This window comes from Fontibacillus panacisegetis (assembly GCF_900102215.1).
Taxonomy (GTDB): domain Bacteria; phylum Bacillota; class Bacilli; order Paenibacillales; family Paenibacillaceae; genus Fontibacillus; species Fontibacillus panacisegetis.
Genome location: NZ_FNBG01000012.1, coordinates 63875 through 77866 on the forward strand (window position 1 = coordinate 63875; position 13992 = coordinate 77866).

Below are 13992 nucleotides of genomic sequence, written 5' to 3' on the forward strand. Positions count from 1 at the left end.
GGGCTGTGTAGGATGGATTCTGTATTTTCAAGGTCCAAAGCGCCTTTCGGGACGATTGCGAATCACTTGAACCCAATCACGCAGATGTTTTTTGATTTTGAATCAAGTCATATCATCCCGAAGCGCGTCAATGATATTTTCTTTTTTTATCTTACTAATGGCATACAGCATTGTAATGAACACGATAAAGAGTACGCTGAACACGCTGATTGCCATACTGCTCCACGGGAACACAAAATCGATATTGTCCGCCCCGCCGATGAACATCCCTTTGTAAATCAGCCAAGAAGAAATTACCGCTATGGGAAGCCCGAAGAGCAACGCCCTCATGCCATAAAAGGCACACTCGAAATTCATCATCTTTTGGAAATCGCGTTCAGACATCCCCACAGAGCGGAGCATGGCAAGCTCCCGCCGGCGCAGCTTGATATTCGTGGAAATCGTGTTGAACACATTGGCAACCGCAATCAGCGAAATCATAATGATAAAAGTATAAGCGAACACGTTGGCAATGAATATCATATTGCGGTTCTCATCAAGCATTTCATACGCATTGTACAGGTCGTACTTGGCTGTAATTCCCGCACCCTGAATCATCGTTTTCATTTCAGCCGCCGACTGTGTGGGATTCTTTGACCGAAAGGTCAAGCCCTTAATATCCACATGGGTATCTGGGGTTTCAAACTTCTCTTTGAGCGAATAGGGGACCATCACTCTAAAAAAGACCGGATTCTTCGACCCGGAGTTTCCTAAGATTGGGAGTGTATCAGGCGGCACGGTCTCGACAAACGTAATGCTTACGTTTTGCCCCTGTTCCATCTTCGGCTTGCCATTTGTTTCGGGAGCGATGGTAAAATTCATGGAAGAACTCTTGAACATATCAATAAACTCGTCAACCTCATGCTCCCGATTGGTTTTCATGTGGCTTGTCAGTTTGGCAACGGCGATCAGTTTCGCATTTTGCCCGGTATATTCCTCTGCGGGCAAGCCCAAGCCTTTGATCATATTCAGATAGGTGCTGTCCTCAAGAAACTGGATGTCCATTGGCAGATTAACCGTTTCGTCCGGCGAATGTGAACCCGCGTATTCCCAGTAATAGTCTGAAAGATCGCTTGCTTTGGCAGCGCATGAATACTTCATAAGCGCTTGATATGAGCTTTCGTAAACACCGTCGGCGGTTTTTAGTTTGTCGTAAAGCGACAACATTTCGCTATCGTCCATGTCCTGTGTGGCAAAACCGATGTCATAGGTAGTAAACGCTACTGCCCGCTCCGAAGCCTGTTTCATATCCGTTACAAAAGCACTGGCCGATATAAACAGCACTACGCTTAAAACAAGTGATAGCACAATGCTGCGATAGCGTTTCTTGTTTCTTTTAAAATTCTTTAGCGCAAGGGTTCCCTCCAAACCGTAAATACGCTGTGCCAGTTTTGATGTTTTCACGGCTTTGGATTCAACTTTGACCTCGTTCGTCTGGCGAATACTCTCCATCACGGGAGTGTTTGCGGCCCTCCTGGCCGGGATATAGGCCGAAATCAGAATTGTAACCATACTGACCGCCGCCGCAACGACAATCGCTGGAATGGACACCGTCAAGGTTAAAGGGACGCTGGTGTAGAGAATTTCCCCAAAATTTCTGGCGACAACGGAAATCACAAGCCCGATGCTGCCTATGCCAACGATAATGCCAATCGGTATGCCGACCGCACCGATACAAAGCCCCTCAAACAGCACCGAATTTCGCAGCTGCTTTGCTGTGGCTCCCACAGATGAAAGAATCCCGAACTGGCGTGTGCGTTCGTTCAGCGAGATGGTGAATGCGTTATAAATCAGAAAAATTGAGCCTATCATGATGATGGCGACCACAATTCCGCCCACCGCGTACAGAAGCACGTTGAACATATTATCGTCCGAAAGACCCATGAAGCGCAGCACATTATCGTTAAAGACATAGGCTTCGGTTCCGGCTGTATTGCCTATGTAAGCGTGAATCCCACGCGGGTTTGTAAGCGTGACAAATAGACTGAAGCTGTCCGCTTTGTCTTGTGCATCTGCTTTCGTTATCAAGGTATATCCCGGCGCGGAAGATTCCTCAAAACCGGGTCTTTCGTTGATTCCGACAACCGTGTAGGTTCTCTCGGCTTTTGGCACAAGAGTTTCTTTGGCCGTCCCCGGCTTGTCCCCGGAAATGTAAGGATCGTGTTGACCGAGATTTTTGTTCCCGTCCATGCGGCTTCCGATAGCAAGTGAAAGCGTATCGCCCACCGCGAATTTAACGCCGCCGTTTGCTGCGACGCTCCCCGAAACAAGAATCTCCCCACTGTTTTTCGGCAATCTGCCTGAAACCAGGGTTATGGGCAAGGTATCAAAGGCTTCCTCGCTGTATCCAGCGATAAAAAGATAGGGCTTGTTGGGGTTTTTCCCGCCGTCAAGCGTTGCGTAGCCGATATTTTCAAATGCCGCGGTGTTAGCGACTCCCTCGTCGTGGGTTCGTTCCTGTACGAAAGAAGAAGGGACGTCCAAAAACTCAACGTGCCAATCGCCGTATTTCTGGGCCGCGCCGTTTGCCATATAGTTCAGCAGGGAAACGCCAAAGGTGGCGACTGCCGTAATCATGGCGGCGGAAAGGACAACTCCGATAATCGTTACAATCGTACGTGTACGACTCTTTTTCATGCCTTGCAGGGTAACTTTGTTGAAAATGTTCATGACCGCACCCTCTCGTCTCGCACAACTTTGCCGTCCGATATGCCGATAATACGGTCTGCTTGCAGGGCGATATTTTCGTCATGGGTGACGAGGAGCAGGGTCTGCCCATATTTTTTATTGCTTTCTTTCAGCAGTTTGATGATTTCATGTCCATTTCGGCTGTCCAAACTTCCCGTGGGTTCGTCGGCAAGCATGACTGCCGGGGCGTTCATTAAAGCGCGTCCTATGGAAACGCGCTGTTGCTGGCCGCCCGAAAGCTGATTGGGTAAATGCGTTTTGCGGTCTTGCAAACCAAGCATTTCGAGCAGGTCATTCAGCCGTTCCTCGTTGACCTTCCGCTTGTCCATCAGGATAGGCAAGGTGATGTTTTCCACCACATTCAGAGTGGGAATGAGGTTGTGAAACTGGTAAATCAGTCCGACCTGCCGCCTGCGGAAAATGGCGAGTTTTTCATTGCTTTGGGCATATACATCCTGCCCGTTCAAATACACTTTTCCGCTTGTCGGCACGTCCACGCCCCCGATGATGTGAAGCAATGTGGATTTGCCGGAGCCGGAGGAGCCGATGATTGCGGTAAACTCCCCCTTTTCGATTGTAAGCGAAACATGGTCAAGCGCAGCAACTTCGTTTTCGCCCTTGCCGTAGACCTTGCATAGATTTTCAATTTTTAAGAACTCCATTATGTGAGTCTCCTTTTCATGGTTTACCCATATAATAGAACCTTCAACTTACATCTCTGTGACTTTCAGGTGAGAGATTCGTCACTTTGGGAATCGAATGGAAAATATCGCACCGCCCTGCGGGTGATTTTTTGCGGTAATCGCCCCTCCCAGCCGAGTTATAATCATCTTGCAGAGGGCCAATCCAATCCCGTATCCTGTAGCGTTTGGGTTTTTCCCACGATAAAACCTGTCAAACAGGGAGGGTAAATCTTCTTTTTCAAAGCCCGCGCCGCTGTCGTGGATGGCAATCTCGGTAAACAGTGGGTTGTCCCTGCAGACAATCTCAATCTTCCCGTTCTCGCCTGCGCTTTCTATGCAATTTTTGAGGATATTTTGAATTGCTTCCGAAAGCCAACCGGAATCACCCTGAATAATCATCCCTTTCGGTGCATCTATTTGCAAATCAATATCGTGCAGTTCCATTGGGATTAGGAACGGGCGAAGCGCGGCGTTTATCAAGTTGTTTACATCGATCTGCTCGCTTTGGAACACCACAATGCCCGCGTCCAAGCGGGATAATTTTAATAGGGAAGTAATCAACCAATCCATCCGCACAAGTAATTCCTCTGTTTCCCGTACAAATGCTTTCCGTTCATTTTCGTCAGGGTTATTCTCTAACAATGACAGAATAAGGTTCACGGATGTGAGCGGGGTGCGGAGTTGGTGGGCTATGTCGGCCAGCGAATCGGCAAGATGTTCTTTTTCTTTTTTCAGCGCGCCATTTTGCTCCCGAATACGCAACATCATTTTTGTTATCTCGCTGTGCAGAATGGAAAGTTCGCCCTCGTCCGATTCACCAATATACAGATGGTCAGCATTATGAAGCACAAGGTCGATTTGATTTGAAATCCGCTCAATGCTTTTGTATCGGGCTTTGGTAAACGCAAAAAACGCTGTGCCGAAGGCGGTGGCAGAAGCAATGGCAAGGATTCCCGCCGCCGTATTTATTGCAAATCCCAGCATTACGGCGATGGCGGCCATTAAGGAGAACAAAATGGCAAACTGTCGAACCTCCCTATTCCGAAGCATACTCGCCACCCAATCTATACCCCGTCCCGCGAACGGTCAGAATGATTTGCGGGCTTGCCGGGTCGTTCTCTATCTTCTCCCGCAAGCGTTTGATGTACACGGTCAGTGTATTGTCATTGACAAACTCGCCCGCCGCGTCCCACAATTCGTCAAGTAGCCTGCCTCTCGTGATAATACTTTTTGGGTTGCTAATAAACACCAGCAATAAGCGGTATTCTAAAGCTGAAAGAAAAACCTCGTTGCCGTTTTTTTTCACAACGCCGCTTGCCGTATCGACATGAAGCCCGCAGATTTCAAAAGCCGACTGAGAGCGCCCGCTTTTTCGCAGGGCGGTTCCAATACGCGCAATCAATTCGCGCGGACGAAAAGGCTTGGTGATATAGTCGTCCGCGCCCATGTTCAGCCCAGTAACAACACTCGCCTCATCGCCGGAAGCCGTCAGAAAGATAACGGGAACATCCCCTGTTTCTTTGATTTCCGTGCAAACCGTAAAGCCATTTCCGTCAGGCAAAGAAATATCAATCAACGCCAAGTCAAATTTATTCCCGGCAAGTGCGGCAAGGGCTTCACTCCGTGTAGGGGCGTGAGTGACTGTAAATCCCTCCGAGCGGAGCAAAAGTATAAGGTTTTTAGCGATTGCCTTATCGTCCTCAACCAAAAATATCCGTTTCATTTATTTTCACCATCCTTTACTTTACTGCTCCTATATCGTCCGTCAGAGCAATGGTATACTACCATTCTGTTTGTGATTATAACTTTATTAAATTTCTTTTGACGGAAATATACAAGCAGAGGTATAAAACAAAAAAATACGGCAATCAGCTTGGTATCCAGTCTGCGCCGCAATTCCTCGTCAACATATAAATAGGGCTGTCCCGTTTTTGTCGTACAGTCGCCTTGCGTACAAGGCGATTATGTAGCCCTCAAAGTGTTTCAGTATGGTGATGATATAATAGACTCTAGCTCGCGGCGGAGTTTTTTTGTAGGTCGCGGTACAAACTTGATAGACTCACAACTTCATCCGTCCTAGCCGCTCAGGGCATGTGGAGTGTCTAATATTGATGGTTCGAAAATGAGATGTGACAGGTTCGCACAAATGTAATGTTGATGAAGTTTTAGGAGGCTTAGCTCAGCTGGCTGGAAGAGCGCTTGCATAGCAAGCAAGAGGTCAGGGGTTCGCTCCCCTATTCTCCACGCCAACGCGAAGGACCGTCCGTCAGGACGGTTTTTCTCATTTATTTTTAGCCGCCTTCCTGATCGCATTATCGCCTGAGTTATATACTTTTAGATGCTATACTCCCTAGTAACAAGGATATTAATATGACAACTAAAGCCAACCACGTCTTTGAATCAATCTGATCTCCTAATAAAACTGTACCGAGAATAACGCCAATAACGGGAACAAAATAATTGGTCAAGGATGCAAAAGCCGCTCCGGATTGTTGAATGAGCAGATTAAACATCATATATACGATTCCTGCATGGAAAATTCCAAGAATGAGAAGGCACAGCATTTCAATGAAAGTAAGCCTGATGCTTAGTGGGCTTTCCAATATAAAGCTAGCTGGAATCAGGACAATAGATGCGATAAAAAGTATATTTCTCATTGCCAGCACCGAAGACATGGACGGCAGTTTTTCAATCAGTACCAAAGAAATCGCAAAGCTTAATGAAGCAAAAATCAAAGCGGCCATTCCCCATAAACTTTGATTCGTAATATCGATCGTTAAAGAGGGAAGAATGATAAGGAGAATACCAACAAAACCAACGCCAATACTAATAAAGTGCATCAAACGCAATCGGCTGACTTTAAAGAGAAATAAGATAAGTAGCGTGAAAATAGGGACGGTTCCCATAATAATAGAAGCCATGCTGCTGGATACTCTTTGCTGCCCCCAACCAATTAAGAAAAAGGGGATAACCGCTTCAAAAAATGCTATGCCTGCATAGAGCAGCATTAATCTTTTCCTGGGATATCTTAAAGAAATCGGACTTTGCTCTTTCTTGGAAAATAAAATATAGATAAACGCTAGTGTTATTGCTCCAACAAATGCTTTTGCAGCAGCAAGTGTAATTGGTGGCACGCTGGAAATAATAATAAAATCCCTTTTATTTTCATACGAACGACTCCTCGACTATTTACATTCGGCTCGTTTTAGAATGCATCTGTTTTTTATTCGTACCCAACACTCCTGCAATGATCATCATGGTACCGATCAAATGGTAAATCGTAATATGCTCCTTTAAAATTAAAGCACCAGCCATGATGGAAATTAGCGTCGATAAATTACTGAACACGCTGACTTTAAAAGCTTCGAGCCGTGATAATGCAAAACTTGATAATAGTGTGGTCCCTACAGAGGATAGTACACCTAAGTATAGGAGTGCGATCACATAAGCGGGTTGAGTAAGCGGCTGAAAAAATGTACTTAGTGTTCCTGCCGCTGTATGCCGAACGAGTGAAGCGGTCATGAATACAATAAATCCCATCCCCATCGTAATAAGGGTAATCTCCATCGGCGCGTATTTTTTGGCAAGAGGACGAGCCAAGACGCTATATCCGGCAAATGAAAGCGCGGAAAACAACAGTAAGGAGATGCCGCCGAGATTCGTTGTATTCAGACCACTTCCACCTTTCATGACGAAAATCAATACGACTCCCGCAACAGACAGGATCAAAGACAGCTTCTGTATTAGGCTTGTTCGTTCCTTTAAGAAATAAGAAGCGAGGATTAAGGTAAAAATAGGAACGGTTGCCTGGATGATGCCTGCCTCCGATGAAGAAGTGTTGATCAGTCCATAAGTCTGAAAAGCGAAAAACAATACAGGCGAAAATAGGCCTAATGGAACGATTCTCCATAAGTCGCTTAATGAAAACCGAAGATGAACCCAACCGAATAGAAAAGGGATAGCTACAGCAATCAACCCGATAAAAAAACGATGCGTCAGCACATCCAGAGGATGAGTTGCCGTAACGGTTAGTTTAACAAACAAAAATGAAAACCCGATAATGACCGCATAGGCAATCGCAGCCATGTAAGCGGCAAGGTTTGTTCGTTTCGCGTTTTTCATGGTTTGCCTCCTCACGTATAGAATGACTTCCCGCTAACCAATTTAAACATGAGGCGCTTGATGCTACAATAAATAAAAAGGGCATCTGTACCGATACAGATGCACGCGGGAGCGAATGAAGTGCATAAATTTTTTCTTATCGTTAAGGAATTAGAAGAACAAATTGTTAACCATAACTTAAAAGAGGGAGATAAATTACCCTCCATTCGGGTTCTTGCAAACCAATATCACGTTAGTAAAAGCACTGTCATAAGGGCTCTTCATGATCTTGAACAACGCCACATCGTTTATTCGGTAGACAAGAGCGGTTATTACCTGGTCAAATCGGGAATCACTGCCCATGAGGAAGAGCAGGGAATGATTGATTTTGCGACTTCTTCGCCGGACCCGAACATTTTCCCGTATTTGGATTTTCAGCATTGCGTCAATAAAGCCATTGATACATATAAGCAAGACTTGTTTACTTATGGAACCCCGCAAGGGCTGCCATCTCTTCTCCACATTATGCAAAAGCAATTAGCCAATTATCAGGTTTTCACGAACGTCCGCAACCTATTTGTTGTCTCCGGGATCCAGCAGGCTCTTTCCATTTTGACCGCTCTCCCGTTTCCGAATGGGAAAAGAAAAATATTAATCGAACAGCCAAGCTATCATTTATTCATCGAGCACTTAATAACCTATGGCGTTCCGGTTACAGGAATAAAGAGAACGTCCCGAGGTATCGACTTTGAAGAGCTAGAGGAAATTTTCAAAACAGAGGATATTAAATTCTTTTACACAATGCCGAGATTCCATAACCCATTAGGTTGTTCCTATAGCGCGGAGGAGAAAAAGAAAATCGTTGCACTTGCGCATAAGTATGATGTTTATATTGTTGAAGATGATTACTTGGCTGATATGGAACAGGATACTAAAGCTGATCCGTTATACGCATACGATGACAAGACACATGTCATTTACTTAAAAAGCTATTCCAAAATCATTTTTCCGGGCCTGAGGATCGGCATCGCTGTTATACCCGACAGCCTTCTTATCGCTTTTACGCAGTACAAAAGAATTCAAGATATCGATAGTTCAATGCTTTCGCAAGGAGCTTTGGAAATTTACTTAAAAAGCAGCATGTTTGATCGACATAAACAAAAAATCAAATCCTATTACGAGCAACGATCACGACTTCTTCAAGCAGCTTTAGAACAACAGCTGATTCAGAATAGGAATCTTTTTAGTTTCGATGTTGGCGTAAAATCTTCGCTCCATACCTACATTAGATTGATTGAGGACGTACCCGCAAATGAAGTGATCAGAAGACTGAAGAAAAAATCACTATGGATTGAACCGATTGATAAGCATTATCTTCCTTCGTTTCCGAAAGACAACTTGTTAAAGCTGAATGTGTCACGTGTTCGGTTGAATGGGATCGAGGATGGTGTTCACTTACTCATCGATGAAATACGGCAGCTTATGACGGCGAGCTTTTCTAAATCTCCCTGAATTATATGAAGTGAAAACATCGTCCAGCAATTGTGGATTAATCCATTATGATTTTCAACTGGACAACATATTTTATGAAGAGGAAAATAGTTCGTTTAGCGTTATTGATTTCGATGATGCTGTTTATAGCTGGTATGCACACGACATTATAACGGCTCTTGATGATTTTCTTGACGATGATATGAACTTGGATAATCCTCAAGTGAAATCGTTTCTAAAGTTATATAGGTTCTCGAAATTGTTATGGTCGTTGGAAGGCTCAGATGTTACAGATGCACCCAAGTGGCTTGATGATGTTAAGTTAAAGTTCGCTCGTGTTAGAGATGAATTGAGACGGGGATTTCGAGAGCAATACTGAGTAATAATAAACAAGGTCCACCTTGCATTATGCTGGGTGGATCTTGTTTTATTTAGGTGAATAACAGCCACATCTTAATGTAAAATAGATCGTCTACCGTCAGCATTCACCCCACGTCGAAATTTTAAGTATACCCTTCTGTTGGCATGAAGCTAGTGAGATGAAGAAAGGCTTGCTAATTTGTATATGTATATTTAAATAAAAGATTTCAATAGCATAAATATCAAGATACATCTTTAATGAAGGTGAGCCTGTTTTTTTATTGTCCAAATTAAGCTAAAGAGCTTTTTTGTAAAAAATGTATTGGCAGAAGACTAAATATATCTTAGAATAAAGTAAACTTAAAGTTTACTTTATAACACACGAGTGAAGGGAATGGTGTATCCTTTGGGAACAAAGCAACGCAAGGAAAAAGAAAAGGAAATCCGCAGGAACGATATTATTGAAGCAGCGGAAAGAATTTTTTTTACAAAAGGATATGGCAATGCCACAATGGATGATGTAGCGAAAGAGGCTGAGTTCAGTAAGAGAACAGTGTATGTCTATTTCAAAAGTAAAGAGCAAATCTATTTTGAAATTATGATAAGGGGATACAAGTTGTTAATCGGTATGCTGAAGGATGACTCACAAAAAGAAAAAGCCTGTAATACGATTGAGGAATTAAAGCAGATGACTTTATCACTTAATCGGTTCAGCAAGGATCACCCGGAATATTTTAAGGCAATTATGGAGTATGAAAATGGGGAACTGGATTTTCAAAAAGGGGTTTCTGACCAATCAAGAGAAGAATGCTATGCGCTTGGGGAAGAAATACTGGGGTATCTTACCGGAGTGCTTAAAAGGGGCATTGCGGAAAATTCCATCCGTAGTGATCTGGATATTGTAAAAACGGCTCTTGCTTTATGGGCCTGCATGATTGGGGTGTTTAATACCGCAAAGAAAAAGGAAAATTACATTAAGAACTATCACGGGACGACACCTGAGGAATTGATATCAGTAGCTTTTGAGCTTATTGTCAGATCAATACAAACTGAAAATGGAGGGAATTAACAATGAGCAAGAGGAAGGTGAAGAAAACAATGACCATTATACTTTCATGCGTTGGAGCGCTACTTGTCATCGCTTTTGCGTCCTTGTTCGTCATAAGCGGAATTTTTGAACAACCCAAATATTTGGAGCCTTGGCAAAAGACCTATTCGCAAAAATTTGACGATCCAAGGATACGCCTTGTGGCTCATGGTCTGTTGTCTTCAAACGGTCACAACATGCAGCCATGGAAAATCCGGCTCGACAAAAATAACCCTAAGGTATTTTATTTATACGCCGACAGCGACCGTTTGACAAGCGAGGTGGACCCTTTTGCACGGCAAATGATGGTTACGCAAGGCACCTTTTTGGAGTATGTCAAAATCGCTGGGGATGAATCAGGGTATCAAACTGCAATAGAATTATTTCCAGATGGCGGCTATAACGAACAAAAACTGTCGGAGAGTATGAAAACCATACCGGTGGCAAAAATCACGCTTACAAAAACGAATCCTCAAAGCAGCGTTCTTTATGATTTCCTGTTTTTACCGGACACAAACAGGGCGGCATATCAGTCAACCAAGTTGACTTCTGAACAGATTAATCAGTTGGAAGCCATCAATGCCGACACCGGTCTGTCGATGAAAATTTTTCAGGATAAGGTAAATATAGATAAACTGAACGGCTACGCAGTGCAGGGAGCGAGCATTGAAGCGGGTGTGGATCGTGTTATGAAGGAATCGGAAACCATCTTTCGCGCTAACGAGTACCAGAAAAACAAATATCGTTATGGCTTTTCTGTCGAAGGGCAGGGTACTTCGGGTATCATGCGGCATCTTACACAGGGCCTGGTCACGCTCTTTCCTTCGACGAACAGCGGGAAAGCTGCATCGGATCTCTTTATTCAGTCTGCTCGGACATCGGTGGGCAACACACCAGCTTATGCCATGATTACTACGAAGGACAATAGCCGTACAAGCCAGGTCAAAAGTGGTATGCTATACAGTAGATTGATACTGGCAGCACACCGGTTGGGATTTGTTATGCAGCCGCTCAGTCAGGTTTTGGAGGAATACCCCGAAATGAAAGAGCCATACAGCAACATTCACCGCGACTACGCTTCAGATGGAGGTACTATTCAGATGCTCGTCCGTTTGGGTGAGCCCACAAAAGAAGTCCCGCAGAGCATGCGACGCGATGTAATGGATATGATAGTCGAAGAATGAATTTGCGATATGATGCTATGTCTATGAGTCGGTAGGAATTACTCGAGGCTGAGTCTGCCAAGGCCCCAACAGCTTCAAACGGCATCTTTTTTGTACACTCAAGGCATGTGGAGGCTGTTTGTTCCTTGATTTATAAGGGGTTTGAGTGAGAAAATAATAGTTTTGGGGACGCGAGCGATTCGCGTCCCCATTTTAATCTTGACCAAGGACTGCTGAATACATTTCCATCCGATGCAGATCAATAATCATATTGCCTTGCTTTAGAATATCGAGGCCGATAAGGGATTATCCACAATCAAAAGCCTATCTCCATTCTCAAAATGAATTCCAATTTGCTCCACAATATCGGATGAAAGAAGAGAATGTGCTGCTCCGGTATGAATGACCAAACGATCCATTGTCAGAAAGCGATCTTTGTAGCATATCGTCAGGGAGGTTTGTAGAAGATTATCTCTATATATAATTTGCATTTTAACGACTCCTATAGAGAGGAGGATTCCTCAATTCGATAGCGATATTTCAGCGCTGACTATACGAGCCGTGACGGATACAGTAACAAGTTACTGTTGATGCTTAAAGATATAGTTGATATATTCATTTGCACTGTGATTGATTTCCTCATCGCTAGCTTGAAATGAAACTCCGAAGACAGCAAAATAGGGCAATGCCACTGCGCCTACATGTCCTATACTGGCTTTGAAGGGCGTAATCAATTCATCCACGGTAAAAGAAACAGAGCCCTCTGGCAAATAATTTTCTTTTTTATCGCCGATGGACATGGCCAGCCCTAGCTTTCTCCCTTTGAGCTTGTCACCTTTTGATCCATAAGCCCATCCGTAGGCAAAAACATCGTCAAACCACTTTTTCAATAGAGGCGGATAACTGTACCAATACAACGGGAATTGCAAGATAACATGGTTATATGCTTCTAATAGATTTTGCTCACGAGGAACATCAATACTCCAGTTAGGATACTCTTTGTAAATCTCATGGATTTTAATATCGTTTGGATATTGCAGGAGTTCTTCTTTCCATCGCTGGTTTACCCTTGAAACCTCAAGGTTGGGGTGTGCCAAAATTACCAGTGTTTTCATTATGAATCTTCCCTTCTCAGGCCCATATTCAAGAATGTATCTTCAAAGTGTCTTGGCTCATTTTTTAGAATACCATCATTATCTTGCAGGTTTAAAAAAAAGAAAATACACACAATAAAGTAAGATGGTTACTTCAAAGTACGTACTGGACTCGTAATAAAATATATGAAATAATAAATTTTTAGACCGACCTTATAAGAACGGAATGAACGAGGTGTTATTCTGTGAAACAATACCATATGGGCATAGAGGCAACACTTGAAATCATCGGAGGAAAGTGGAAATCTCTGATCATATGCTTTTTGATGTCCGGTACTAAGAGAACAAGTGAATTACAGCGCAATATTCAGGGTATTTCACAAAAGGTTCTAATCCAGCAGCTTCGCGAACTTGAGAAGGATGGGCTCATAAGAAGATATGTATACCAGCAGATGCCGCCAAAAGTCGAATATACCCTCACGGCATATGGAGTTACAGTCAATAAGATCATTGAAGTTATGTGTTCTTGGGGGAAAGAAAATATTAAAATGAGACAACAACAAGGAGAAGATATCGTCTTGCTGGAGGATAAGCCACAGGAGAGCTTTGAAGATTTCAGAAAGATAGATAGTTGAACCCTTCGAATACATCAGGATCTTCCATTTTACGCAACCCACACATGTGGAGTCGGTGGTTTTGATAGTCAGAAAATTGTAGACTCACAATAAACTCTTGTTATTTCAAATAAATTCGTGCTAAAAATCGAATAAAGACGTGACAAAATCGGGGAGAGGAAGAATGGAGAATGGGAAAATCCCAGTGCCATCAAGCCTCTTCCCTGTTTTTATATCAAGACATTACACAGATTATAATAAAGTCGTGATAGAAGTAGCAAGAGTTTATTTCTACGGAACAAAGGGTTCTGAGTGATTGATTTGTTAATGTGGATCATATGTCTAAAACGTTGTTAGGTATTGCCACTAATTACTCGGATGGTGAATTAAGTATTTTCGTTGGTCACCGAGATATGAAAACATCGGACGGTGAGCCGGTATTCAGGGCGATGCGACGACGAGACAGCAACGTGAAAAAAGGCAAAAAAGAACACGGAGTCTGTGCTCTAGGTTCATCACCAGCATTAAAGGTCGGTTTACCACATCCAAGGTTTAAAGATGGAATTTAATTTATAATACTGGATAATGTAAAATCGGGATTGCAGACTTTTGCATGAAGTACCGTAGCGGGATATAATCTCGCATACGGTGCGTGTTGTGAATTTCACGATA

Annotated in this window: 14 protein-coding genes and 1 tRNA gene; 7 read left to right on the forward strand and 8 right to left on the reverse strand. The window is 43.5% G+C overall.

All coding sequences use genetic code 11. From position 1 onward, the window contains the following. Nucleotides 1-102 precede the first annotated feature (102 nt). From BLS49_RS11830 to BLS49_RS11845, 4 genes are all read right to left on the reverse strand, one after another. Entirely contained in the window at nucleotides 103-2709 is a 2607-nt protein-coding gene (locus BLS49_RS11830) for an ABC transporter permease (RefSeq protein WP_091230266.1), read from the reverse strand. Further along, nucleotides 2706-3389, reverse strand: a complete 684-nt coding sequence (locus BLS49_RS11835) for an ABC transporter ATP-binding protein (RefSeq protein WP_091230268.1) — start codon at nucleotides 3387-3389, stop codon at nucleotides 2706-2708. Before BLS49_RS11835 ends, BLS49_RS11830 begins: the two co-directional genes overlap by 4 nt. An 81-nt stretch (nucleotides 3390-3470) precedes the next feature. Beyond that, entirely contained in the window at nucleotides 3471-4460 is a 990-nt protein-coding gene (locus tag BLS49_RS11840) for a sensor histidine kinase (RefSeq protein WP_091230271.1), read from the reverse strand. After that, the gene (locus BLS49_RS11845; RefSeq protein ID WP_091230275.1) at nucleotides 4447-5133 is read right to left on the reverse strand and encodes a response regulator transcription factor; all 687 of its coding nucleotides are present in this window, start codon (nucleotides 5131-5133) and stop codon (nucleotides 4447-4449) included. Before BLS49_RS11845 ends, BLS49_RS11840 begins: the two co-directional genes overlap by 14 nt. Before the next feature lie 445 nt (nucleotides 5134-5578). Between BLS49_RS11845 and BLS49_RS11850 the strand changes: the two genes are divergently transcribed. After that, a tRNA-Ala gene (locus tag BLS49_RS11850) sits at nucleotides 5579-5654 on the forward strand. A gap of 80 nt (nucleotides 5655-5734) precedes the next feature. Here the strand turns inward: BLS49_RS11850 and BLS49_RS11855 are convergent. After that, a complete protein-coding gene (locus tag BLS49_RS11855; RefSeq protein WP_245742346.1) occupies nucleotides 5735-6544 on the reverse strand; it encodes a DMT family transporter in 810 nt (269 codons plus the stop codon). A 55-nt stretch (nucleotides 6545-6599) separates the two neighbouring features. Continuing rightward, a complete protein-coding gene (locus tag BLS49_RS11860; RefSeq protein WP_091230279.1) occupies nucleotides 6600-7532 on the reverse strand; it encodes a DMT family transporter in 933 nt (310 codons plus the stop codon). 120 nt (nucleotides 7533-7652) lie between these two features. On the opposite strand from BLS49_RS11860, the gene BLS49_RS11865 reads away from it, so the two are divergent. From BLS49_RS11865 to BLS49_RS11880, 4 genes are all read left to right on the forward strand, one after another. Further along, nucleotides 7653-9023 (forward strand): aminotransferase-like domain-containing protein, encoded by a 1371-nt coding sequence (locus tag BLS49_RS11865; protein ID WP_091230282.1) that lies wholly within the window; start codon nucleotides 7653-7655, stop codon nucleotides 9021-9023. A gap of 10 nt (nucleotides 9024-9033) precedes the next feature. Beyond that, nucleotides 9034-9381 (forward strand): phosphotransferase, encoded by a 348-nt coding sequence (locus BLS49_RS11870; RefSeq protein ID WP_245742347.1) that lies wholly within the window; start codon nucleotides 9034-9036, stop codon nucleotides 9379-9381. Nucleotides 9382-9768: 387 nt separating this feature from the next. Then, nucleotides 9769-10431: a TetR/AcrR family transcriptional regulator gene (locus BLS49_RS11875; protein ID WP_091230472.1), complete on the forward strand. Its 663-nt coding sequence runs from the start codon at nucleotides 9769-9771 to the stop codon at nucleotides 10429-10431. A 2-nt stretch (nucleotides 10432-10433) separates the two neighbouring features. After that, entirely contained in the window at nucleotides 10434-11633 is a 1200-nt protein-coding gene (locus tag BLS49_RS11880) for an Acg family FMN-binding oxidoreductase (RefSeq protein WP_091230285.1), read from the forward strand. Between the two features lie 260 nt (nucleotides 11634-11893). On the opposite strand, the gene BLS49_RS11885 is transcribed toward BLS49_RS11880, so the two are convergent. Further along, complete coding sequence (locus tag BLS49_RS11885; RefSeq protein ID WP_091230287.1) at nucleotides 11894-12103, reverse strand: hypothetical protein; 210 nt, start codon at nucleotides 12101-12103, stop codon at nucleotides 11894-11896. A gap of 90 nt (nucleotides 12104-12193) precedes the next feature. After that, entirely contained in the window at nucleotides 12194-12727 is a 534-nt protein-coding gene (locus tag BLS49_RS11890) for an NAD(P)H-dependent oxidoreductase (RefSeq protein WP_091230289.1), read from the reverse strand. 224 nt (nucleotides 12728-12951) lie between these two features. On the opposite strand from BLS49_RS11890, the gene BLS49_RS11895 reads away from it, so the two are divergent. Continuing rightward, nucleotides 12952-13341, forward strand: coding sequence for a winged helix-turn-helix transcriptional regulator (locus BLS49_RS11895; RefSeq protein ID WP_091230292.1), 390 nt, complete (start codon nucleotides 12952-12954; stop codon nucleotides 13339-13341). 317 nt (nucleotides 13342-13658) lie between these two features. Further along, entirely contained in the window at nucleotides 13659-13889 is a 231-nt protein-coding gene (locus BLS49_RS24555) for a hypothetical protein (RefSeq protein ID WP_139173132.1), read from the forward strand. The last annotated feature ends 103 nt before the right edge of the window (nucleotides 13890-13992 follow it).